The following is a 21,862-nucleotide window of genomic DNA, read 5'->3' as shown; positions in this document are numbered from 1 at the left end:
CCCGACATCATGGGCAAAGGGGGCCAACGCCCCCCGTACCTGAACCTTTATCGGCTAAACCTCTATCTGGCCGTCAAACACATGCTCGGCGGGGCCTGTCATGTAGACCGGCTGGCCCGGCCCCTTCCAGGCGATGGTCAGCTTGCCGCCCGGCAGACTGACGGTGACCCGCTCCTTGAGCTTGCCCTGACTGATGCCAATCACCGCCGCCGCACAGGCACCGGTGCCGCAGGCCAGGGTCTCGCCACAGCCCCGCTCGAATACACGCAGCTTGATCTCGGTAGCATTGACCATCTCCATGAATCCAACGTTGACCCGCTCGGGAAAACGCTCGTGGCGCTCCATGATGGCACCGAGCGTCTCGACCGGCGCATCGGCGACCGAAGGCACCTCGATGACGCAGTGGGGATTGCCCATGGAGACCACGCCACACATCACGGTATGCTCCTGCGCCCGCAACAGATAGGTTTTTTCCGCCTTCTGGGCCCGGAACGGGATCTTGCCCGGCTCAAACTGGGGAACCCCCATGTTGACCGTGACCTGATTCTCCCCCTCCAGCTGCAACACGATGCGACCCCGGGCGGTACTGACCGCGATGCGATCCCGGTTGATCAGCCCCTTGAGACGCACGAAACGGGCAAAACAGCGGGCACCGTTGCCACACTGCTCCACCTCGCTGCCATCGGCATTGAAAATGCGATAGTGAAAGTCGAGTTCAGGGTCATAGGGCGGCTCCACCAGCAGCAGCTGGTCAAAGCCGATCCCGAAGTGGCGATCTGCCAGCTTCTTGATGACGTCATTGCTGAAAAATACCTTCTGGGTGACGCCATCCACCACCATGAAGTCGTTGCCCAAGCCATGCATCTTGGAAAAATCTATCAACATCGTGCATTCCTGTGCTGTTAGGGCTGTAAAAACTCACCGTCAACCACTATGAAGTCGTTGTCCACAGCCCCATGCATCCTGGAACAATCTATCAACATCGTGCATTCCTGTGCTGTTAGGGCTGTAAATACTCGCCATCAACCACTATGAAGTCATTGGCCACAGCCCCATGCATCCTGGAACAATCTGTCCACATCGCGCACTCCTGTGCTGTCAGGGCTGTAAAATTCTGTCATCTCTATCTACTGCATCAGGGCAGCAGGTGCTCACCGCGCCAGAGATCGGCCAACTGCTCACGCTCGCGGATCAGGTGCGCCTCGGCACCGTCCACCAGCACTTCGGCTGCCCGCGGACGGGTATTGTAGTTGGATGACATGGTAAAGCCGTAGGCTCCGGCCGAACGCACCGCCAGCAGCGACCCCTCGGCGATGGCCAGAGTGCGCTCCTTGCCGAGGAAGTCGCCGGTCTCGCACACCGGGCCCACCACGTCATAGAGCGCGGGAGCATGACCGGCACGGCTATCCACCTCGATGATGTTCATCCAGGCGCCGTAGAGCGAGGGGCGCAGCATGTCGTTCATGCCGGCATCGATCAGCGCGAAGTTGCGGGTCTCGCCAGGTTTCAGATACTCAACCCGGGTCAGCAGCACGCCGGCGTTGGCGACGATGGCGCGGCCCGGCTCGAACAGCAGGGTCAGGTCCCGCCCCGCCAGCTTCTGCTTGAGCGCTTCGGCATACTCGGTCGGGTGCGGTGGCTGCTCGGAACCATAGTTGACCCCAAGACCGCCCCCCACATCCAGATGGTGGATATGAATCCCTTCTGCAGCCAGCCCGTCGATCAACCGCAGCAACTTGTCAGCCGCTTCCATAAAGGGATTCAATTCAGTGAGTTGCGAGCCGATATGGCAATCCACCCCGACGATCTCGATGTTCGCCATCGCGGCCGCCTTGCGATAGATAGCGGGCGCCAGCTCGATGGGAATGCCGAACTTGTTCTGCTTGAGGCCGGTGGAGATATAGGGGTGGGTACCGGCATCGATATCCGGATTGACCCGCACCGAGACGCGAGCCTTCTTGCCCATGCTGCCCGCCACCCGATTGAGGCGCTCCAGCTCGGCTTCCGACTCCAGATTGAAGCAGAGGATCTCTTTATCCAGCGCGAGGCGCATCTCCGCTTCGCTCTTTGCTACACCGGAGAAGACCACCTTGGCCGGATCACCGCCCGCCGCAAGAACCCGCGACAGCTCGCCACCGGAGACGATGTCAAACCCCGAGCCCAGACGGGCCAGCAGGTTGAGCAGCGCCAGATTGGAGTTGGCCTTCACCGCATAGCAGATCAGATGGGGAATATCGCCAGCGGCCTTGTCGAAGGCGTGCCAGTGGCGCTCGAGGGTCGCACGGGAGTAGACGTAAAGCGGGGTACCGTACTGCTCGGCAAGCTGTTGCAGCGAGGTTTGCTCGGCCTGAAGCTGGCCGTCGGCGTCGTAGTTAAAGTGATCCAAGGGGGCGGTTCCTTCCTAGAATGGGTGCGGCATTAGTGCGGCGCGGCCTCGGTGGCAGCCTCAGTGGTCGCAGGCGGTGCTGCTTGCGGTGTACTCTGGCTCTGTGGCTGCTCGGGGGGCGGCATATAGAGCGGCCCCTTCAGACCGCACGCGGCCAACCCGAGGGACAGAAGAGTGGCAAGCAGACACTTGGTGAACTGGGTGATCATAATGGTTCGCTGCGAAAAAATTTTTGGCCCTCTATAATCGCACTCACATTGTTAAAAGCAACAGGATAAACCGATGAAGGATCACGAGTATCACGCCCTGACCGACGCCTTTTTCCAATATGTGGAAGACACGCTCGACGAGGGGTATCCGGATATCGACTGCGAACGCAGCGGCGGCGTATTGACCCTCTCTTTCGAGAACAAGACCAAGATCATCATCAACAAGCAGGAGCCACTGCACCAGATTTGGGTCGCCACCCGCGAGAACGGCTTCCACTTCGAACTGCAGGGTGACACCTGGATCGACAACCGCTTCGGCCACGAGCTCAAGGCGCTGCTGAGCCAATCCTGCACCGCTCAGGCGGGCGAAGAGGTGGTGTTCCCATGATCGACCTGCACCCGCAGGGCGCCCGTCACGCGGTGATCTGGTTGCATGGGCTGGGTGATTCCGGCGCCGGTCTCGCCCCGCTGGTGGACGCGCTGGATCTGCCCGCCGAGCTACCGGTGCGTCACCTGCTGCCGGATGCCCCCGAGCGCCCCATCACTATCAACATGGGCTACAAGATGCGCGGCTGGTACGACATCAGGAGCTTCGAGGATCCCGCCGAGCGGGCCGTGGAGTCCCATGTCCGTGAATCAGCCGACCAGATTGTCGCATTGCTCGATCAGCTGGTGGCCGACGGGTTTGCCCCCGAGCATATCGTGCTGGCAGGTTTCTCTCAGGGCGGGGTGATTGCCTCCTTCACCGCGTTGCGCTACCAGGCACAGCTGGCGGGCCTGCTCTGCATGTCCACCTATCTGGCAGCCCCCGACCAGCTGCTCGGCGAGATGAGCGAGGCTGCTCGCACCCTGCCCATCTGCTACATGCACGGCATCTATGACGATGTGGTGAGCCTGTCGCTCGGTTGGGATGCCAAGAACTGGCTGGAAAGCGCCGGACTCGCCCCCGAGTGGCACGAGTACCCGATGCGTCACGAGATCTGCCGCCCGCAGCTGGGCGACATTCGCAGCTGGCTGCTGGCCCGCCTCGGCGCGTGAGCCCTTCCGGCAAAGCAAACGGCCTGCATCTGCAGGCCGTTTTTTATTGCGATTCCAACTGACGGGTCAGCCCACTTCCCGAGCGGGTGGCACCTGTTCGCGCAGAGTGCCCTGACTGCGATAGGGGATCACATCCAGCTCGCCATTCACTTGTACTATCTCGTAGTACTGCGGCAGGTTGAAGTTGATGAACTGCCCATCATCGCTGAACCGCTCGTGATTGGAGGTGTAGAAGCGGTTGACCCCCGCCACCAGCTCATCCTTGTTGCCGGCAAAGTGCTGGTAGATCTCCACCCGGTTCGCCTCATCGAGGATATAGATGTTGGTGCCCGCATCACGGGTATCGAAGAAGAACTGCACCAGCCCTTCGCTGGCGTAGGCATCGACGATGCTCGGCAGATGCTGGCTGTGGGTCTTGTCGAGCCGCAGCGGCAGATGATCCAGCTTGTTGTGGGAGATGTGGCGGTAAAAATCGATGGCGTTTTCCAGCTTCTTCACCGACACCCCGCGCCGCTCGAAGAAGATGCCGTACTTTTCACGGCCGAGCGCCATGGTCTTGACCAGCTGCTGCTTGTCGCGGGCCAGGCGCAGATCGATACACTCCGCCACCAGGGTCTGGAAGCGGGAGCGCACCAGAGAACGGAAGTGCTGGCTATAGCAGAACACCTCGATCATCTCGGGAGCGGCGGCATCCTGATGCATCTTGCCTAGGATGGTGGTGAGGGCATCGACCACAGCTTCATCCCCCTGGAAGTGCAGGGTGCGGATCTCGCTCCAGGAATTGCGGTAGACCAGATCCACCGAGCCAACCAGACACTCCTGATTGCGACCGAACGAGAAAACATCCACGGTGTTGGCGTCGAACTCGATCACCTGACCGACCCAATGGCTGGTCGGGTCCATCTCCAGATTGAGGAAGATGGAGAGCTGGCGGATCTCGCACGGGCGGCTGAGGGCCAGGTTGGTGGCAAGCGGGTACTTCTCGGGGAAGCAGCCGGAGAGATCGCGACAGAACTGGTGCAGATTGTCGATGTGCAGATCCGAGCCCTGATTGAACAGGTGCACCCGCGACTGGGGGGTCAGCAGATCGTTGAAGTAGGCCCAGGAGACCAGCTTGCTGATGTAACCGTTGAACTCGAGCGGCGCCCGGCCAATGATGTCCACCGGCTCCAGCGAATGTTTGTAGAGATACCAGCCGGCACGGTTGAGGCGACCGTGCGGCACCTGCACGAAGCTGAGATCAGGCTCGCTCAGATCCGGTGCGATCTTGAGGTTCACCCTCTGCACCTTGCCTGGCAGGCTCTCGAATGCGGCATAGAGTTTGCGCGACAGGATGCCGATATCTTCCGGGTTGATCGACTCGCTGATGTTGTTGCGACGGGCGAACTGGATCAGATTGCGGTAGCTCTGCATCAGAGCCTCCAGCAACTCGGCATGGGCGATCTTCACCTCCTCGACCTTCCACTCGTGGCGGTGATCGAGGTGGTACAGCTTGTCCTGGCTCCAACCCCAGTAGGAGACCAGCTGGCTCATCTGCTCGCGGCGCCACTCGGGGGAGTGATCATCCTTGGGATGACTGAGGCCGTCGCACACCTTGAGGTAGAAGCAGCGGCGCACCAGATCGAGTCGCGCCATATCGCCGATGGACTTGAGGTAGTTGGTGACCTTGTCCAGCATCAGGCAGTAGTTGTCGAGCCGGTAGTGCATCCCCTCGTTGTGCTGAAACCAGTCACGGCTGATCATCGAGAGCAAACGGGTGTTGGGGTACTCGTGGGAGTAAGCCTCCATCAACACAGACTTGAGCACCGCCTTATAGGGAGAGTCGATCCCCTTGTAGAGCTGCCACAGGGCAGAGCCGAAATACTCCTCCGCCGGAATACGGTCAAAACTGCCGAGATCAAGCCAATCATCCTGTTTGAGCTTGCCGCTCTCGAACAGCTCGTTCACATACTCATCGTAGTGATCATCACATTCGGTGGGCACCAGATACCAGATCAAGCGTTTGCCCGCGATACGCATGGCACTGCGGTAGAACTCGTCGAGCAACAGCAGGTGCTGGGCACTGCCGCAGCTCTCCCCCAGCATCTGGGCATCGTTGGTCTGGCGGAACTTGTCTTCCGGGATCAGGAAGAAGTTGAGATCGACCCCGCGCTGTTCGGCCCACTTGGAGAGTTGCTGGCACTTCAGCTCCAGCAGATCGAGCCGCTCCTGCGACAAACCGGCCACGTGGCAGACCCAGATATCGAGATCGGAGTGACAGCATTGACCGATGGAGGAGGTGCTGCCCATGGAGTAGAGCCCCTGAATGGCTCGATCATGGGTTGCCAGACCGCTCTGACAGTTGGCGTTGCGGCAGAGGTCATCGATAAAGGCTTGCTGCTCGGCGGTGGCGCTGAAGCTCCAGATGCCATGAGGGACATCACCGGAGACATAACCGGGCAGCAGGGGATGATTGAAGTGCAGCATGACAGGCAGCAGTTGGAATACCTGCTGCCCATAGCGACTCATGAGGCCTAACGCCCGTTGCGTCTTGAGACAGGTAATGTCGTCATAACGCGCAACCAGCGTATCGATGTGTTCCTGCAATGCCCTGCCTATCACCTAAGTGAAAATGACGCACCAAAAGGGGGATACGTCAAAAAAGTGTGATCATGTTAACAATGCAAACAGCGGTGGTAAACAAGCCTTCAGCTAAACGTCAGATTATTTCTGGTATGACCACATCAAGTATCAGGGGAAATCATTAAATCCCAATACATTCAATGAATTAATCAACACCACTTGCTTAATGAAAATCATTTTCAGCATGCATTTTTGAGCTTGGCCCCGCTTTTGCCGGCTCCGCCATGAAAGCCCGGGCAAAGGGTGGTAATATCGATTTCCTTCTAAAAATGAAACAACTGATTGATATGGCAGCCCGAACCCTGAAAATTGCCACTCGCAAGAGCCCGCTGGCCCTGTGGCAGGCCAACTTTGTCAAAGACCGGCTCGAAGCCCTGCACCCGCAGTTGCAGGTCGAACTGGTGCCCATGAGCACTCAGGGTGACAAGATCCTCGATACCCCGCTGGCCAAGGTCGGTGGCAAGGGGTTGTTCGTCAAGGAGCTGGAGACCGCCATGCTGGAAGGACGGGCCGATATCGCCGTTCACTCCATGAAAGACGTGCCGGTGGAGTTCCCCGAGGGGCTCGGTCTGCACACCATCTGCGAGCGGGAAGATCCCCGCGACGCCTTCGTCTCCAATCGTTTCAAGGCCATTGCCGAACTGCCGCAAGGTGCCGTGGTCGGCACCTCCAGCCTGCGTCGCCAGTGCCAGCTGCGCGCCGCCCGCCCGGATCTGGTGATCCGCGACCTGCGTGGCAACGTCAACACCCGCCTCGCCAAGCTGGATGCCGGTGAGTACGACGCCATCATCCTCGCCGCCGCCGGTCTGAAACGACTGGAGATGGCGCACCGCATCACCGCCTTTATCGAGCCGGAGCAGAGTCTGCCCGCCAACGGTCAGGGGGCTGTCGGCATCGAATGCCGCCTCGACGACGTTGAGCTGCACGCTCTGCTGGCGCCGTTGGAGCACGCCGAGACCCGCGCCCGGGTGCTGACCGAACGCGCCATGAATCGCGCCCTGCAAGGGGGATGTCAGGTCCCCATCGGTGCCTACGCACTGGTCGAAGGCGAGCAGATCTGGCTGCGCGGTCTGGTGGGTAGCCCGGATGGCAGTCAGGTTATCCGTGACGAGATCCGCGGCCCGCTGGCCGATGGTGAGGCGCTCGGCGAGCAACTGGCCCAGCGTCTGCTGGCCGCCGGTGCCGACGAGATCCTGGCCGAGGTCTACCGCGCATGACACCGCTGGTGGTGCGTCCGGCCGCCCAAGCCGCCGAGCTGGTGCAGTTGCTGCGCCAGCACGGTCATGCACCACTCTGCTGCCCGCTGCTGGAAACCGTGGCGGGCAGTGAACTCCCCCGCTTGCCCAACCTGTTGCACAGCGCCAATATCGTTATCGCGGTCAGCATCCATGCCGTTCATTTTGCACACGATTTTCTGTTGCAAACTGGTCAGACCTGGCCACATATTGAGTACTTTGCGGTGGGTCAGGCCAGCGCAGATGCGTTTGCCGCTATCGGCATCACAGCAAGCTGCCCGGATGACCCGCGCAGCGAAGGGCTGCTGGCCCTGCCCGCCCTGCAGCAGGTAGCAGGCAAACGGGTACTGATCTTGCGCGGTAATGGCGGGCGGGATCTCATCGCCAGCACGCTGGCCTCACGCGGTGCTCTGGTGCACTATTGTGCGGCCTATGAACGCCACTACCCCGAGCTAGACGGGGAGACATTGACCCGCCACTGGCAGGCAGCGGGGCTGGACAGCCTGCTCATTACCAGTGGTGAACTGCTGCAACGGCTGCTGGAGCTGGTTCCCGACCACCAGCGGCCCTGGCTTTTTGACCGCCTGCTGGTGGTCCCCAGCCCGCGAGTGGCCGAGATGGCCAGCGCAGCGGGCTTTATCCATATCACGATTGCCCAAGGTGCATCCAACCAGGCCCTGACGGCCGCACTGGAACTGAGGAAGATGGAATGACAGAACAACAAGAATCCCAGGTCAAACCCCAGCCGACCGCTGCGGTCAATGGCAGCAAGAGCCGCTCCGGTGCCGTACTGGGAGGGGTCGCCATCCTGCTGGCCCTTGGCCTGACCGGCGGTCTCTATCTGCACGGTCACAAGAATGCCGTTGCCCAGCAGGCCGAACTGGCCCAGCTCAAGCAACAGCTGGCGAGCGCCCTGAGCAAGATCGACCAGACCAGCAGCAAGGATGCCAAGCAGCTGGCCGCGCTGGATCAAAACCAGCAGCGGCTGCAGGGGGAGATGCAGGGTCTGCAGAACCGGGTACTGGACCTGAATGACAAGCGCCCCAACGACTGGATGCTGGCCGAATCCGAGTATCTGGTACGGATGGCGGGCCGCAAACTGTGGCTGGAGCATGACCTCGTCTCCGCCATCACCCTGCTCGGCAATGCCGACGAGCGGATCGCCGCCCTCAACGACCCCAGCCTGATGCCGATCCGCAAGGCGCTGGCCGAGGATATCGCCAAGCTCAAGGGGATGCCGCGCATCGACCGCGAGGGGCTGACCCTCAAGCTGGCCGCGCTCTCAGATCAGATCGAGCTGCTGCCCCTCTCCACCGTCAGCATGCCGGAAGCCAAGGCCGAGCCGGATCAGGCGGTCAGCGCCAATCCCGACGAGTGGGAGAGCAACCTGAAGAAGAACTGGGTCAAGTTCACCGAGAACTTCGTCACCATCCGTCGCCGCGATGGCGCGGTCGAGGCGCTGCTCTCGCCGCAGCAGGAGATCTTCCTGCGTGAAAACCTCAAAACCAAGCTGTTGCAGGCCCAGCTCTCCGTCTATCGCGAGCAGCAGGCGCTCTACGAAGACAGCCTGGACAAGGCCCAGCGCTGGCTGACCCAATATTTCGACACCGACAACAGCGCCACCCGCTACATGCAGGGCGAGATCGACAAGCTCAAGGGTGAGCAGATCCAGATCGACTATCCGGCCCAGTTCAAGACCCAGGCGATGCTGGAGCAGGTGCTGACCGAACGCCTGCAACGCATTCTGGCCAGCAGCTGAGGAGGGCACCATGATCCGTATAATCATTCTGGTTGCCGTGATGCTCGCAGGGCTGATCTTTGGCCCGCAAGCCTCCGGTAACAAGGGCTATGTGCTGATTGCCCTTGGCAATTACACCATCGAATCCTCCGTCACCAGCGCGGTGATCCTGGCCGTGCTGTTCTACGGAGCCCTGCTGATCGTCGAATGGCTGCTGGGTCGGGTATTCGGCCTGCGCCGCAAGACCCTCGGCTGGTACGGCTCGCGCCGCCGCCGCAAGGCCAATCAACAGACCGTCGCCGCCACCCTGGCGATGGCCGAAGGGCACTACAGTCAGGCTGAAAAACTGATGATCAAGGGGGCCAGCAACAGCGATACCCCGCTGCTCAACTACCTGAGCGCCGCCAAGGCGGCACAGGCCCGTGGTGACGACGCCCGCCGGGATCAATACCTGCAAAAAGCGCAGGAAGAGAATCCCAAAGCCGAGCTGGCGCTCACCCTGACCCAAACCCAATTGCAAATCGAGCAGGGCCAGTACGATACCGCGCTGGCGATGCTGGAGTCGGTCTACGCCCTCAACCCGCGCCACCCCATGGTGCTGGATCAGCTGCGTCAGGTGCATCTGGCCCGTCAGGACTGGAGCGCCCTGTGCGACCTGATCCCGGCGCTGCACAAGGTGGGCAAGCTGACCCCGAAACAGGAAGAAGATCTGCTGCAACAAGCCTGGTGTGGTCGCCTGCAACAGGCTGCCGGCAGCCTCGAGACCCTCAAGGCGGTGTGGCAGGATCTGCCGCGCAAACTGCGCCTCGAGCCAGAACTGCTGGCCTGCTACGGCGATCTGCTGCGCCAGCTGGGCGCCGATGGCGAGGCCGCCACCCTGTGGCAGGAGGCGCTGCGCAAACAGCCGATGCCGCAGCTGCTGGCTCGCCTGCCCAAGCTGAAACTCGACAGCTACCAGCCGCTGTTGGCACTGCTGCAAAAACAGCAGGGGCAACCGGAGGTGGACACCGCACTGGCCCAGCTCTATCTACTGGCCGGTCAGCTGGACGATGCCCAGAAGCTGCTGGAGCAGGAGGTGGAGCGGGCGCCGAGCGCCGCCGCCTACCATGCTCTCGGCCAGCTGATGGACAAGCGCCGCCTTACCAACAAGGCCAACGAGTACTATCGTCAGGCACTGGAGCTGGCGGGGATCTGATCCCCGGCGAATAGAAACGCGAGAGGCCGCACAATGCGGCCTCTTTTTTATCTCTTTGCCCAGCTCTCGTCAGGTGGTGAGCCGCTCCAGCTCGCCAATCAGCCAGATGGCCTCGGCGCGGTGGCTACCGCACACATCCATCATGGGGCGAAAGCCGCCACATACCGCCGGCCGCTCTGGCTGGCCGAAGATCTTGCAGCCAAGGCGCGCATCAAGCTGGATGCAGGGGACGCCAGCCGGTTTGCCATCGGGCATGCCGGGGATGGCACTGCTGATACTGGGAGCGATGCAACAGGCACCGCAACCGGAACGACACTCCATACAACCCACTCCTGTCACAGGATCAACCTGCACTGTCGGACTCTCTGCCACCATAGCCCAGGCCAGATGACAAACGTAGAGGGCAGGCAGCAAAAAGCCCGACCGCGAGGCGATCGGGCTTGATTCACTACCGCATGGCGGGCAGAGCCATCATCACAGGATGATGTCGCGAACCACGCTGTCTTTGCGTTCCAGATAATGGATCGACTTGATACGGCGGATTGTGCGCGACTTGCCACGGATCAGCAGGGTCTCGGTGGTCGCCATCACGCCATCGCTGGTGATGCCGTCAAGCAGATCACCCTTGGTGATGCCGGTGGCGGAGAAGATGACGTTGTCATTCTTCGCCATGTCTTCCAGCTTGAGCACCTTGTTGACGTCGATGCCGAGCGCTTCGCAGCGGGCAATCTCCTGCTCACCCAGCGCGATCACCTCGGGGCTGTCGCCCTTGACCCGGTGACGCGGCACCAGACGGGCCTGCATGTCGCCGTCCAGCGCGCGGATCACCGCCGCGGAGATCACCCCTTCCGGTGCGCCGCCGATGCCGTACAGCATGTCCACTTCGCTGTCCGGCAGACAGGTGAGGATGGAGGCGGCCACGTCACCATCGGGAATGGCGAAAACGCGCACGCCCAGCCCCTGCATCTCCTTGATCGCCTTGTCATGACGCGGCTTGGCCAGGGTAATGACAGTCAAACGGGAGAGCGGCTTGCCCAGCGCCTTGGCCACGGACTTCAGGTTCAGCTCGAGAGCCTGATCCAGGTCGATGGCGCCTTTGGCCTTGGGCCCGACGATCAGCTTTTCCATGTACATGTCAGGTGCTTTCAGGAAAGAACCCTTGTCGCCCACCGCCAGCACGGCCAGCGCGTTGGCCTGACCCATGGCGGTCATGCGGGTACCCTCGATGGGATCGACCGCGATATCCACCGCGTCGCCGTGTCCGGTACCGACCTTCTCGCCGATATAGAGCATCGGCGCTTCATCAATTTCACCTTCGCCGATCACAATCTCACCATCGATCTCGATCTGGTTGAGAATGTGGCGCATGGCCGCTACGGCCGCCCCATCAGCGATATTCTTGTCACCACGTCCGAGCCACTTGTAGCCAGCCAGTGCAGCCGCTTCCGTCACTCGGGAAAACTCGATTGCCAGTTCACGTCTCATCGCATATCCAACCTATGGAGCTCGAAAACGGGCGGCATTCTACCACAAGGGCAAACCTTTGCGCACAAAAGTAGCTGCCAGGTGCATAAATGTAGCCAATTCATCCAATTGCAACCCAATTGCCATCGACTCTTCATCCAGTTGTCACCCCGCTGTCATGCATCTTCCCTAGGATGGCCCCGTCTTCAAAACAAAAGCTTGCAACACAAGGGATTAAGATGAAAAAGCTGACTGTAGTGGCACTGGCTCTGACCGCCGCCTTCCAGGCGCAAGCCGTTGAGGTGTATAAAAATGATACCGCCATGCTGGACCTGTATGGCCGCATCTACGCCGGTCAATTCTTCGGCGACAAGAAAGAAAACGTCGATACCGCCAACCCGAATGGCACCAAGGATTACAGCGCCAAGCAAGGGGCTAACCAGTTTGTCCGCTTCGGTGCCAAGGCTGAAACCCAGATCCAGAGCGGTCTGAAGGCGCTGGCCCAGTACGAAGTGCAGATGTACATCAACGACAGCGAGAAGACCATCAGCGAGAGCTCCGACAACCTGCGTACCCGTCTGGCCTTTGCCGGTGTGGGCGCTGACTGGGGTACAGTGACCTTCGGTCGCCAGAAAGGTGCCCCGGGTTTCCTGGCGGACTGGACTGATGTCTCCCTCTCCGACGGCTACGGTAACGAAGCGCTGGGTGCAAAGACCGACACCTTCGCCACCAACCGCGCCGGTTCCGTACTGAAATACTCCGGCCTGTTCAATGGCTTCCAGCTCGACACCAGCTACAAGTTCGACGGTGGTGACACCGAAGAGACTACCAGCAAGGATAGCGACGCGGCCTACGGAGCAGCCGTGGCCTATACCTTCCCTTTCAACCTGTCGCTGGGTACTGCCTATAACGTCGGCCTGCGCGACAAGAGCGGTGAAGAAGATGCAAAACTGTGGCTGATCTCCGCCAAGTTTGACAACAAGGCCGCCTACGCCGCCCTCAGTTATGCCGATGGCAGCGACTTCCTGGCGACCGGCACCGATCACACCGGTTGGGAAGCCGCGCTGGGCTACAACTTCGAGAATGGCTTCGGTCTGATGGCGCTGTGGAACAAACAGGAGCAGGACAAGGCTGGCACCAAGAAAGACAATGTGGATTACTACACCCTGGGAGCCCAGTACAAGTTCAACAAGAACCTGCGGGTGATCGGCGAGTACCGCATCAACAATCTGGACAGCGTTGCCGGCAAAGCGACCGCCAACAAGGATGACTTCCAGCTGGCTGCTCGCTACGACTTCTAATCGAGGTTTTCTGATACCCAAAGCGCGATGGCTTGCCATCGCGCTTTTTGCTGGGCGTCGCTCACGACCGGAGAAAGTGGCCTAGGCTCAACAGTAGATGTATCGCCGGAGAGATGATCATGGTCAGGCTACCTTTCGTCCTGCTGTTCCTGCTGGCTCTTCCCGCTCACGCCCTCTCTATCGCCATGGTGCTGTGGCGCGGTGAAACCGCAGCCGAAGCGGGCTTTCGGGCAGAGCTGACCCGCCTTGGCTATCAGGCCACCATCACCACCTATAACGCCGATCAGGATCGCACAGCGCTGGCAACCATGCTGCGCCAGCAGATGCTGCCGAAACTGGCCGAATACGACTACATCTACACCTTTGGCACCACCGCCACCACCATGACCAAGAGTCTGGTAGCCAACCGCAAGCCACTGATCTTCAACGTGGTATCCGATCCGGTCGGGGCAGACATCCTCTCGGAAGACAAAGCCCAGAACAGCATGGTGGCCGGAGTAAGCAACATGGTACCGATGGCGCTGCAACTGGCCAACGCCAGCGAGCATCTGGCCACCGGAAAACGGCTGCTGCTACCCTTCAACCCCCGTGAGCAGAACACCCTGCTGGTGGCCGATATGCTGCTCAATGAAGCGAAACGCTATCAGTGGCAGATGGTCACCTGGCGAATGGCCCCTGACCCACGGCGGCTGGACAACGAACTGAAGCGGCTGCAACAGGATGCCAAAAACGACATCGTCTTTCTGGCCGCAGACAGCTATCTGCTCTCCATCGCTCCCCGTTTGCTGAATGCACTCAACGCAGCGGCCATCCCTACGATCTGCAGTGCCGAGCTGTTCGTCGAGCACGGCTGCAGCGTTGGCACCATCAGCAGCTACGAGGCGCTGGGCAAGATGGCCGCAGTAATCATCCATCGCCACCAGCAGGGAACGCAGTTGCAGGATATTCCGCTGCAGACCGATCCCCACCCCAAACTGGTGCTGGGGCAACTGGGCAGCACCACCAAGCAAGAGAAGAACCCCGAGAAACCGAAGCCTTGATAAAGATCTCGGCCAATCAGGCTCCAGACGGGTATGCTGTTGGCCCCCATCGCCCGAGAGCCCTTTCCCATGAGCACCACCGTCTTTTTTGCCGTTCTGCTGGCCGCCCTGCTTCACGCCAGCTGGAATGCACTGGTCAAAATTGGCGAAGAGCGGCTGGTGGGCGTGTCCCTGGTGGCGATCTTCTCCGGGCTTATCGCCGCCGTCGCGCTGCTGCCCATGGGGCTTCCCTCTGCTGCCGAGCTGCCCTGGCTCGGCCTCTCAGTCCTGCTCCATATCGGTTACTGCCTGTTTCTCAGCCATGCCTACAATCAGGGCGATTTTGGCCAGATCTATCCGCTGGCCCGTGGCAGTGCCCCGCTGCTCGCCATGGCGCTAAGTGCCCTGCTGCTGGGGGACTACCCCGGTTACGGCGGCATCGTCGGCGCCTGCGTGCTGATCATGGGGGTCTTGCTGATGGCCTGGCGAGGCGGGCAGCAGCGCCTTGCCAGCAAAGCGGTTCGGGCGGCACTGATCACGGCCATGTTCACGGCGACCTATACCCTCTCGGATGGGGCCGGCGCCCGCGCAGGGGGTGAACCGGTACGCTACACCCTCTGGCTCTTTGCCTGTACCGGGCTGGCGATGCTGCTGGTGCTGATCGTCCACCAGAAACGCAACGCATGGCGCCAGATCCGTCGCCATGCGATGGCGGGAATGGCAGGAGGTGCCATGTCACTACTCGCCTACGGGATTGTTATCTGGGCCATGACCCAAGCCCCCATTGGCGTGGTCGCGGCTCTGCGCGAAAGCAGTGTGCTGTTTGCCATGCTGCTCTCGGTCTGGCTGCTGAAAGAGCCGCTCGGGCGCATGCGGCTGACGGCGGCGGCCATTATCACTGGCGGCGTGCTGCTGACCCGGCTGGGAGGATAAGCGCTGTCGCCATTGGTGCGTATTTATCAGGCAGGATGGCGTAATTCACTCCGCCAAATATGCCGAATACCAATAATGGAAATAAGTGTCGGCCCGGGCGTAAATGTTTACATCCGCAACGTATCAATTAACTGGCAGGTCTGTTTATTTCAACCACAGCTTCATTCGGGAAACTTACCTGCCAAGCAGCATTAATGATAAAATCGTTCACAGTTAATTTTCGGCAACGCTGACCAATACCGCGCATGGCACAGACCATGCTGCTCCACCCATACGTTCATTGACCGCCTGACGGGTAAGCCAGCCCGGTCAGAGATGACCCGATCGCGCCCGCCACAGCAAGATGGCATGGCGCTACCGCGTTATTAATGGGTCCGGTTTCGTCCGTTTAATTTTTGATTATTTTAAATCCAGCACCATCAGGGAGTTTTTAATATGTCAGCAAAAAAGCTGAAATTGGGCGCCTTTATATTGATGATATTAACATCGGTATTTGGCGTCACTAATATCGGGATCGGTTTTTACCGAATGGGATATGCCGCCATTCCGATGTTCGTCATTGGCGGTCTGTTTTTCTTCATCCCGTTCATTTTGATGATGATCGAATTCGGCACCGGCTTTCGCAAAGAGGCGGGCGGCATCTTTACCTGGATGCGCCATTCGGTCTCGACCCGATTCGCCTTTATCGGTCTGACCATGTGGTTCGCTTCCTACGTCATCTGGATGTTTGGCAAGGCGCTCTCTATGTGGGTGCCCCTCTCCTTCATGCTGTTTGGCCGCGACATCACCGTCATCCCGGTCACCCTGGGTACCGGCATCGACTTCGGCCCCTTTATTCTGGGAGTGGTCGCCATCGCGCTGGTTGCCACCGTCACCAAGCTCATCACCCTGGGTAGCGCCCGCTTCGCCAAAGTGGCGGCCATCGGCGGTCTCTCCGTGGTGGCACTCAACGTGTTGCTGCTGGTCGGTGGCGTCTTCACCTTCGCAGTGAGCGGCATGACTCTGCAGGAACCCTTCACCCAGGCATCGCTGACGGCTTCTCCCAATGCCGCTTTCAACGACATCATCCCCTTCCTCGGCTTTATGGTGTTCGCCATCTTCGCCTACGGCGGGGTCGAGGCGATGGCCGGGGTGGCTGACGAGCTGGAAGATCCGGAGCGCGACCTCAAGCGCGGCATCTTCCTCTCCGGCGCCTTCATCGTGCTCTGCTACATCATCGGCTTTCTGGCGGTCGGCTCAATCATGCGCTGGAGCGACTTCCCGGCCGAGGGGATCACCTCTCTCTCCGCCCTCTTCATCATCATGCTGGAGCTGGGGCGCCATCTCGGTGGCGAGTGGCTGGGGCAGCTATTCATGCGCTTTGCTGGCCTTGGCATGTTCCTGAGCTATCTGGGTGCCTTTATCGCCCTCTCCTACGCGCCACTGCGCCAGTTCATCACCGGCACCCCGAGTTACTTCTGGCCGGAGCGTTTCCAACGCGAGAACGAGAATGGCGTGCGGATTGAAGCCCTCAAGGTGCAAGCCTGGGTGGTCTGTCTGTTCATTGCCGCCAAGTCCATCTTTACCCTGATCAACCCGGAAGGGGCCGCCGCCCTCTATGAGCTGATCATCACCATGACCAACGTCGGCATGACCCTGCCCTACATGTTCCTCATCTACGCCTGGTATCGCTATCGCAACAACCCGGCGCTGGGCAAGGACCTGATCTTCTTCAAGAGCGCGGGTTCCGTGCTGCTGGCTACCATCATCAGCCTGATCCTGGTCGCCTTCGGCAACGTCTTTACCGTGGTCGCCCCCTTTATCTCCGGCGATATCTCCACCGGCGTCTGGACCATCATTGGCCCGCTGCTGTTCGTGGTGATCGCCATGCGCTTCAAGATAAAGCAGGAAGATGCCCACTAAACGATAAGCAATGCTCCATGCCAATCGGGACCGTTCTGGTCCCGATTTTTTTAGCGCCGGCTTCCGCTCGCCATCACGGCCAGCCCATAGTTTCAATGCAAAAAAAAGACTCCATGGAGACCTCTTTTACGCTCTCCTCGCCATCAGAGCGCGCTCAACGCCGTAAATTATCAATATCAAGGTGAGAATGATTGTGAAGCGCCAGTTCACGACATATAACTTAGCGAGATATCCCTGTATTTCGTCCGGTAGAGCTGATCATGATGATGCGTTCCCTCCTTCCCCTGTTGCTTGGCGCAGTAATGCTGCCGGCCACTATGGACAGTGCCCATGCCAACCCCTTTTCCGCCAGCAGCAAGAGCAGCAGCGGCTTTCTCGAGCGACGGGATGTGCCCAACCTCAGCTCGGCCGCTTTCGTGGTGGCCAACCACAGAACCGGCGAGGTGATCTCCGAGCGCAACGGCAACCGGGTCATGCCCATCGCCTCACTCACCAAGCTGATGACGGCGCTGGTAGTGCTGGATGCCAACCTGCGCCTCAACGAAATGCTCACCGTGACCAATGCCGACATCGACCGCATCAAGGGAACCGGCTCGCGCCTGGCCATCGGTTCCAGGCTCAGCCGCGCCGAAATGCTCCATATCGCCCTGATGTCCTCTGAAAACCGCGCCGCCTCGGCGCTGGCCCGCCACTATCCCGGCGGCCAGCGCGCCTTCGTCGAGGCGATGAATGCCAAGGCCCGCATGCTGGGGATGTGGAATACCCGCTACGCCGACAGCACCGGGCTCAACCCGCGCAATGTCTCCACCGCGCAGGATCTCGCCAAGCTCGCCGCCGCAGCCGCCTCCTATCCGCTGATCCGCCAGTACTCCACCGACGAGCAGAGCTATGTGCGCACCAACAAGCGCCAGCTGCACTACCTCAACTCCAACCGGCTGATCCGCGAAGGGCAATGGGAGTTCACCCTCTCCAAGACCGGCTATATCCGCGAAGCGGGCCGCTGTCTGGTGCTGGGCACCAAGGTCAATCGTGAGCCGGTGATCATGGTGCTGCTCAATGCCGAGACCACCAACGATCGGGTCGCCGACGCCAAGCGGATCAAAACCTGGCTGGAGAGCTCGGGCAGAACCACCCTGGCAGCCAACCAGAACAACATGCTAACTCACCAGTAAGCTCGAGATCCCCAACCAAGCGAGGCGCCCGCCTCGCTTTTTTTATCTGCATGAGCGCGCCTAAAAACGGGAGCTTGCTCCCGTTACAGGTAACACCTTCCGCCATCCCGTTACAAAACGTAACTACTCAACAGCGTGATTCACACTAATAGAATCAATTGGTTGTAAGTTTTCGGCAAGAATTTTAGCGTGCCATCACAACCCCTGTAGCGACGAGCCACCATGCGTATTTCCAGTATCGAGTGCGGGCGGGTACTGGCCATTCTGGCCGTGATGACCATTCACGTATCCCCCTTCGCCAATCCGTTCAATCCCGCCCTGTGGGGAAGCGGATCCTGGCTCTGGCTGAGCGGCACAATCAACCAGTTATGCCGCTTTGCCGTGCCGCTGTTTTTCCTCTGTGCCGGTTACTTTCTGCAGCCAAGGCTGAGTCGCGAAGCGCCGCTGACCGTGGCCTGGCGCTACTGCCGCCCCTTGCTGATGCTCTGGCTGGTGTGGAGTCTGGTCTACCTGCTAGTGCCGTTCAATCCGCTTGCTGCCGTGCAGCAAGGCTATCTGGCCTCCCTGCGCGGGCAGTGGCAATTCCAGCTCGGCGACCCCCTCAATGGCTGGCTGGTGGGCGGCATGATCCACCTCTGGTTCCTGCCAGCCCTGATCATGGCGGTGACCCTGCTGGCACTCTGCTACCGCCTTGGCAGACCAGCGCTCGCCCTCTGGCTGGGTCTTGGCCTCTACCTGCTGGCGCTGCTGGGGGGCTCCTATGCCAAGCCGCTGCTGGGCGCCGAGTGGCCACTGCTCACCCGTAACGGCCCCTTCTTCTCCCTGCTGTTTGTGGCGCTTGGTGCCCTGCTGCGCCAGCGTCAGTGGCAGCCCGATGCCCGCACCGGCTGGCAACTGCTGCTGGCTGGGGTGACGCTCTATGGCTGTGAAGCCTGGGCGCTGCAGCACTTTGCCGCAGTGCCGCTCACCCGCCACGACTTCCTGCTTGGCTCCCTTCCCTGGGCTATCGGCCTGTTTGGCCTGCTGCTGGCCAACCCCGAGTGGGGCAAGGGCAGCTGGCTTGAGCGCCAGGCACCCAAAGTGCTCGGGATCTACTGCCTGCACATGATGCTGGTGGTCTGGCTCTTCGTGTTCGGCCCGCAGGGCGCATCCATCCTGTGGGAGATCGCCAAGGTACCGCTGCTGCTGGGAGCGTCTCTGCTGGCCTATCGCCTGCTGGCGGCCCTGCCCCTCGCCCGCCGACTGCTGCGCACCCACTGAGTCCGATATCCGGCCCGTCCTATCGGGCCAGATACCTCTTCACGTTTCGTCTCTTTCTCTTCCGCTACGCCCTTTTTCCCTCTCTTCGTTCTCGCGGTTTGCTGCAATGGCTCTGCTTTTCAGCCGAGCTCCCCCAACCGCACAACCCGCCTCCAATACTCCTCTCCATTTTCACCTTGCCAGACAAATGAAAATCAATATCATTGGCATCCCGCTTTTGCGGGTCAGGCTAATTATAATTAAATCAATATGTTCGAGCCGTCAGGTCGACATCCAAAGAGTCAATATTGAATATGCAGCACCCTCACTTTCGCAGAACGCTGGTCTCGCTGGCACTGTTGGGCACCGGCTTCACTGCCCAGGCCGCCGATGAAACCATGACTGTGGTTGGCAAACGATCCCAGCATCAGGAAGTTGCCACCGCAACCCGTACCAATACACCAGCCAAGCTGGTTCCCCAGACCATCGACAGCGTCAAGGTCAGCGAGCTGACCGCCTTCGGCCAACCAACGCTGAGTGAAGCCCTGAGCGGCATTCCCGGGGTCAACGCCAGCGGTGATACCCGCTTCGATGGGGTCAATATCCGCGGCTTCAGCGCCAGCAACGACTTCTATCTCGACGGGTTCCGCGACGACATGCAGTACACCCGGGATCTCGGCAACATCGAGCGGGTGGAAGTGCTCAAGGGCCCGGCTGCCGTGCTCTACGGCCGTGGCAGCACGGGGGGCATCGTCAACCGGATCAGTAAGAAGCCACAGAAAGGGCAGGAGTCCAGCGTCACCGCCCGGGTCGGCAGCTTTGACAGTCAGCGACTGGCCGCCGACCTCAATGGCGAGGCGAGTGAGCAGGTGCAACTGCGCCTCAACATGGCGCAAGAGGACAAAGATAGCTTCCGCAACGACGTGAAGAGCAAGCGCACCCTGCTGGCCCCCACCGCCAACTGGGAGATCAGCGACAACCTCAACTGGCTGGTGCAGTACGAGCGCAACGAACATGACCGCACCCCGGATCGCGGCATTCCCGGGGTCAATGGCCGTCCGGCCGATGTGCCGCGAGAGTATGTCTACAGCGATACCAGCCGCGACTTCATCGATGACGTGGCACAATCCACCCGCTCACGCCTCTCCTGGGATATCAACGATCAGTGGCAGTTGCGCCAGCAGCTCGGTTACTCCACCCTCGACAGCCAGTTTGACAACACCTATGTCACCAGCGTCAAAGGGGATCAGGTGACCCGCTCCCGCTGGCAGCAGGATCTCAAAGCGAAGAACCTGATCAGCAACACCGAGGCCGAAGGTCTGTTCCAGACCGGCCCGGTGGAACATCGCCTGCTGGTCGGCTTCGAGCAGAACTGGCAGGAGCGCACACCCAAGCTCTACCAGAACGCCACCGCCATCCCGTCCGGCAACCTCTACGACCCGGGCTCACTGCCTACCTACAATGGCGCCATGAAGCTCTCCAGCGACGCCAAACACAAGGTGCGCGGCAATGGCCTCTATCTGCAGGATCAGCTCAGCCTGGGTGACTGGCATCTGGTTGGCGGGCTGCGCCGTGACGACTTCACCGTCACCAGTCGCCGCTACGACCTCAACAAGGAGGAGAGCGTCTCGGTCAACAGCCTGAGCCCGCGCCTCGGTCTGGTGTGGAATCCCCTCGAGGATCACGCCTTCTATACCTCCTACAGCAAGACCTTCACCCCGGTGGGCGGCGAGCTGATCGGCATCACCCCGGGCGACAAGAACAACGGGCTGGAACCCCAGCACACCCGCCTCTACGAAGGTGGCGTGAAGAGTGACTGGCTGAACGGCAAGCTGGCGACCACCCTCTCCCTCTATCGACTGGAGATGTACAACAAGCGCACCAAGGATCCGCTGGATCCCACCAAGGTGATCCTCACCGGCCTGCAGCGCACCGAGGGTGTCGAGCTGAGCGCGCGCGCCGAGCTGACCGAAGAGATCTACCTGCGTGGCGGCTTCGCTATTCAGGATGCCGAGCAGGTCAAGGCGGATGCGGATCTGCAGGGCAAGCGCCCGATGAACGTCTCCCGTCAGAATGGCCAGCTCTATCTCGGCTACAAGAGTGGCGAGCAGGGCTGGTTCGGTGAAACCGGCGTAACGGCGGTGGGCGATCGCTTCGCCGACAACGCCAACACCACCACACTGCCCGGTTACGCCCGCTTCGATGCGCGCGTCGGTTATCGCTGGCAACAGTGGGAAGCCGAGCTGAGCGCCGAAAACCTGACCGACCACGAGTACTTCGTCAGCGCCACCAGTGCCAACCAGATCATGCCGGGCACACCCCGTCAGCTGAGTCTGACCGGTACCTACCGCTTCTGATCTCTGTGACAACCACCCCGACTGGCCAGCCCTTGCTGGCCAGTTTTTTTAT

19 protein-coding genes are annotated in these 21,862 nt (G+C 60.4%); 13 read left to right on the top strand and 6 right to left on the bottom strand.

The genetic code is table 11. From position 1 onward, the window contains the following. Positions 1-54 precede the first annotated feature (54 nt). The 3 genes from dapF to lptM all read right to left on the bottom strand — a co-directional run bounded on the left by dapF (position 55) and on the right by lptM (position 2,595). Positions 55-885, bottom strand: coding sequence for a diaminopimelate epimerase (gene dapF, locus G5287_RS03830; protein ID WP_005336371.1), 831 nt, complete (start codon positions 883-885; stop codon positions 55-57). A gap of 250 nt (positions 886-1,135) precedes the next feature. Beyond that, on the bottom strand, positions 1,136-2,386 hold the full coding sequence (gene lysA / locus G5287_RS03825) for a diaminopimelate decarboxylase (protein WP_064335261.1): 1,251 nt from the start codon (positions 2,384-2,386) through the stop codon (positions 1,136-1,138). 32 nt (positions 2,387-2,418) lie between these two features. Then, positions 2,419-2,595, bottom strand: coding sequence for an LPS translocon maturation chaperone LptM (gene lptM, locus G5287_RS03820; RefSeq protein WP_019444858.1), 177 nt, complete (start codon positions 2,593-2,595; stop codon positions 2,419-2,421). Positions 2,596-2,668: 73 nt separating this feature from the next. On the opposite strand from lptM, the gene cyaY reads away from it, so the two are divergent. Further along, positions 2,669-2,983 carry an iron donor protein CyaY gene (gene cyaY, locus G5287_RS03815; RefSeq protein ID WP_227341543.1) on the top strand — a complete coding sequence of 105 codons (315 nt, stop codon included), beginning with the start codon at positions 2,669-2,671 and terminating at the stop codon, positions 2,981-2,983. After that, positions 2,980-3,633: an alpha/beta hydrolase gene (locus G5287_RS03810; protein ID WP_227341544.1), complete on the top strand. Its 654-nt coding sequence runs from the start codon at positions 2,980-2,982 to the stop codon at positions 3,631-3,633. Before cyaY ends, G5287_RS03810 begins: the two co-directional genes overlap by 4 nt. Positions 3,634-3,699: 66 nt before the next feature. Here the strand turns inward: G5287_RS03810 and G5287_RS03805 are convergent, their stop codons facing one another. Beyond that, complete coding sequence (locus tag G5287_RS03805) at positions 3,700-6,219, bottom strand: class I adenylate cyclase (RefSeq protein WP_421230881.1); 2,520 nt, start codon at positions 6,217-6,219, stop codon at positions 3,700-3,702. Positions 6,220-6,542: 323 nt separating this feature from the next. Here G5287_RS03805 and hemC point away from each other — a divergent pair, with 323 nt between their 5' ends. From hemC to G5287_RS03785, 4 genes are read left to right on the top strand one after another with little or no spacing between them, the layout of a single operon-like run. Further along, positions 6,543-7,472 (top strand): hydroxymethylbilane synthase, encoded by a 930-nt coding sequence (hemC, locus tag G5287_RS03800; protein WP_139740585.1) that lies wholly within the window; start codon positions 6,543-6,545, stop codon positions 7,470-7,472. Next, on the top strand, positions 7,469-8,203 hold the full coding sequence (locus G5287_RS03795) for a uroporphyrinogen-III synthase (RefSeq protein ID WP_421230880.1): 735 nt from the start codon (positions 7,469-7,471) through the stop codon (positions 8,201-8,203). The genes hemC and G5287_RS03795 overlap by 4 nt, the downstream gene beginning before the upstream one ends. Beyond that, positions 8,200-9,249 carry a uroporphyrinogen-III C-methyltransferase gene (locus G5287_RS03790; protein WP_421230879.1) on the top strand — a complete coding sequence of 350 codons (1,050 nt, stop codon included), beginning with the start codon at positions 8,200-8,202 and terminating at the stop codon, positions 9,247-9,249. The genes G5287_RS03795 and G5287_RS03790 overlap by 4 nt, the downstream gene beginning before the upstream one ends. Positions 9,250-9,259: 10 nt before the next feature. Beyond that, positions 9,260-10,423: a heme biosynthesis HemY N-terminal domain-containing protein gene (locus tag G5287_RS03785; protein WP_421230878.1), complete on the top strand. Its 1,164-nt coding sequence runs from the start codon at positions 9,260-9,262 to the stop codon at positions 10,421-10,423. A gap of 69 nt (positions 10,424-10,492) precedes the next feature. Here G5287_RS03785 and G5287_RS03780 read toward each other — a convergent pair whose 3' ends face one another. Together G5287_RS03780 and glpX are read right to left on the bottom strand one after the other, a co-directional pair. Next, positions 10,493-10,744, bottom strand: a complete 252-nt coding sequence (locus tag G5287_RS03780) for a YkgJ family cysteine cluster protein (RefSeq protein WP_182926403.1) — start codon at positions 10,742-10,744, stop codon at positions 10,493-10,495. A gap of 153 nt (positions 10,745-10,897) precedes the next feature. Next, positions 10,898-11,908: a class II fructose-bisphosphatase gene (gene glpX / locus G5287_RS03775; RefSeq protein ID WP_421230877.1), complete on the bottom strand. Its 1,011-nt coding sequence runs from the start codon at positions 11,906-11,908 to the stop codon at positions 10,898-10,900. Positions 11,909-12,126: 218 nt separating this feature from the next. Here glpX and G5287_RS03770 point away from each other — a divergent pair, with 218 nt between their 5' ends. The 7 genes from G5287_RS03770 to G5287_RS03740 all read left to right on the top strand — a co-directional run bounded on the left by G5287_RS03770 (position 12,127) and on the right by G5287_RS03740 (position 21,810). Continuing rightward, a complete protein-coding gene (locus tag G5287_RS03770; RefSeq protein WP_216952723.1) occupies positions 12,127-13,188 on the top strand; it encodes a porin in 1,062 nt (353 codons plus the stop codon). A 119-nt stretch (positions 13,189-13,307) separates the two neighbouring features. Further along, complete coding sequence (locus tag G5287_RS03765; protein ID WP_227341549.1) at positions 13,308-14,228, top strand: ABC transporter substrate-binding protein; 921 nt, start codon at positions 13,308-13,310, stop codon at positions 14,226-14,228. 33 nt (positions 14,229-14,261) lie between these two features. After that, complete coding sequence (locus tag G5287_RS03760; protein ID WP_321537283.1) at positions 14,262-15,140, top strand: EamA family transporter; 879 nt, start codon at positions 14,262-14,264, stop codon at positions 15,138-15,140. Between the two features lie 435 nt (positions 15,141-15,575). Continuing rightward, positions 15,576-17,042, top strand: coding sequence for a glutamate/gamma-aminobutyrate family transporter YjeM (yjeM, locus tag G5287_RS03755; RefSeq protein WP_279490100.1), 1,467 nt, complete (start codon positions 15,576-15,578; stop codon positions 17,040-17,042). Positions 17,043-17,302: 260 nt separating this feature from the next. After that, positions 17,303-18,214 carry a D-alanyl-D-alanine endopeptidase gene (gene pbpG / locus G5287_RS03750; RefSeq protein WP_110303977.1) on the top strand — a complete coding sequence of 304 codons (912 nt, stop codon included), beginning with the start codon at positions 17,303-17,305 and terminating at the stop codon, positions 18,212-18,214. A 222-nt stretch (positions 18,215-18,436) separates the two neighbouring features. Beyond that, a complete protein-coding gene (locus G5287_RS03745; RefSeq protein ID WP_421172970.1) occupies positions 18,437-19,474 on the top strand; it encodes an acyltransferase in 1,038 nt (345 codons plus the stop codon). A gap of 293 nt (positions 19,475-19,767) precedes the next feature. Next, on the top strand, positions 19,768-21,810 hold the full coding sequence (locus G5287_RS03740; protein WP_421230876.1) for a TonB-dependent receptor: 2,043 nt from the start codon (positions 19,768-19,770) through the stop codon (positions 21,808-21,810). Positions 21,811-21,862 lie beyond the last annotated feature (52 nt).

Origin of the sequence: Aeromonas sp. 603079 (assembly GCF_049172135.1) — a bacterium.
Lineage (GTDB): Bacteria > Pseudomonadota > Gammaproteobacteria > Enterobacterales > Aeromonadaceae > Aeromonas > Aeromonas veronii.
Note: the sequence above shows the minus strand (reverse complement) of the source record. Positions and strands in the feature narration are given on the sequence as shown.

Bases quoted from the DNA above. Each gene is read 5' to 3' on its own strand.
- lptM (WP_019444858.1), bottom strand. From the start codon at position 2,595: ATGATCACCCAGTTCACCAAGTGTCTGCTTGCCACTCTTCTGTCCCTC.
- G5287_RS03795 (WP_421230880.1), top strand. From the start codon at position 7,469: ATGACACCGCTGGTGGTGCGTCCGGCCGCCCAAGCCGCCGAGCTGGTG.
- pbpG (WP_110303977.1), top strand. From the start codon at position 17,303: ATGATGATGCGTTCCCTCCTTCCCCTGTTGCTTGGCGCAGTAATGCTG.
- G5287_RS03770 (WP_216952723.1), top strand. From the start codon at position 12,127: ATGAAAAAGCTGACTGTAGTGGCACTGGCTCTGACCGCCGCCTTCCAG.
- G5287_RS03760 (WP_321537283.1), top strand. From the start codon at position 14,262: ATGCTGTTGGCCCCCATCGCCCGAGAGCCCTTTCCCATGAGCACCACC.
- G5287_RS03790 (WP_421230879.1), top strand. From the start codon at position 8,200: ATGACAGAACAACAAGAATCCCAGGTCAAACCCCAGCCGACCGCTGCG.
- glpX (WP_421230877.1), bottom strand. From the start codon at position 11,908: ATGAGACGTGAACTGGCAATCGAGTTTTCCCGAGTGACGGAAGCGGCT.
- G5287_RS03780 (WP_182926403.1), bottom strand. From the start codon at position 10,744: ATGGAGTGTCGTTCCGGTTGCGGTGCCTGTTGCATCGCTCCCAGTATC.
- G5287_RS03745 (WP_421172970.1), top strand. From the start codon at position 18,437: ATGCGTATTTCCAGTATCGAGTGCGGGCGGGTACTGGCCATTCTGGCC.
- hemC (WP_139740585.1), top strand. From the start codon at position 6,543: ATGGCAGCCCGAACCCTGAAAATTGCCACTCGCAAGAGCCCGCTGGCC.
- G5287_RS03810 (WP_227341544.1), top strand. From the start codon at position 2,980: ATGATCGACCTGCACCCGCAGGGCGCCCGTCACGCGGTGATCTGGTTG.
- dapF (WP_005336371.1), bottom strand. From the start codon at position 885: ATGTTGATAGATTTTTCCAAGATGCATGGCTTGGGCAACGACTTCATG.
- yjeM (WP_279490100.1), top strand. From the start codon at position 15,576: ATGTCAGCAAAAAAGCTGAAATTGGGCGCCTTTATATTGATGATATTA.
- cyaY (WP_227341543.1), top strand. From the start codon at position 2,669: ATGAAGGATCACGAGTATCACGCCCTGACCGACGCCTTTTTCCAATAT.
- G5287_RS03785 (WP_421230878.1), top strand. From the start codon at position 9,260: ATGATCCGTATAATCATTCTGGTTGCCGTGATGCTCGCAGGGCTGATC.
- G5287_RS03765 (WP_227341549.1), top strand. From the start codon at position 13,308: ATGGTCAGGCTACCTTTCGTCCTGCTGTTCCTGCTGGCTCTTCCCGCT.
- G5287_RS03740 (WP_421230876.1), top strand. From the start codon at position 19,768: ATGCAGCACCCTCACTTTCGCAGAACGCTGGTCTCGCTGGCACTGTTG.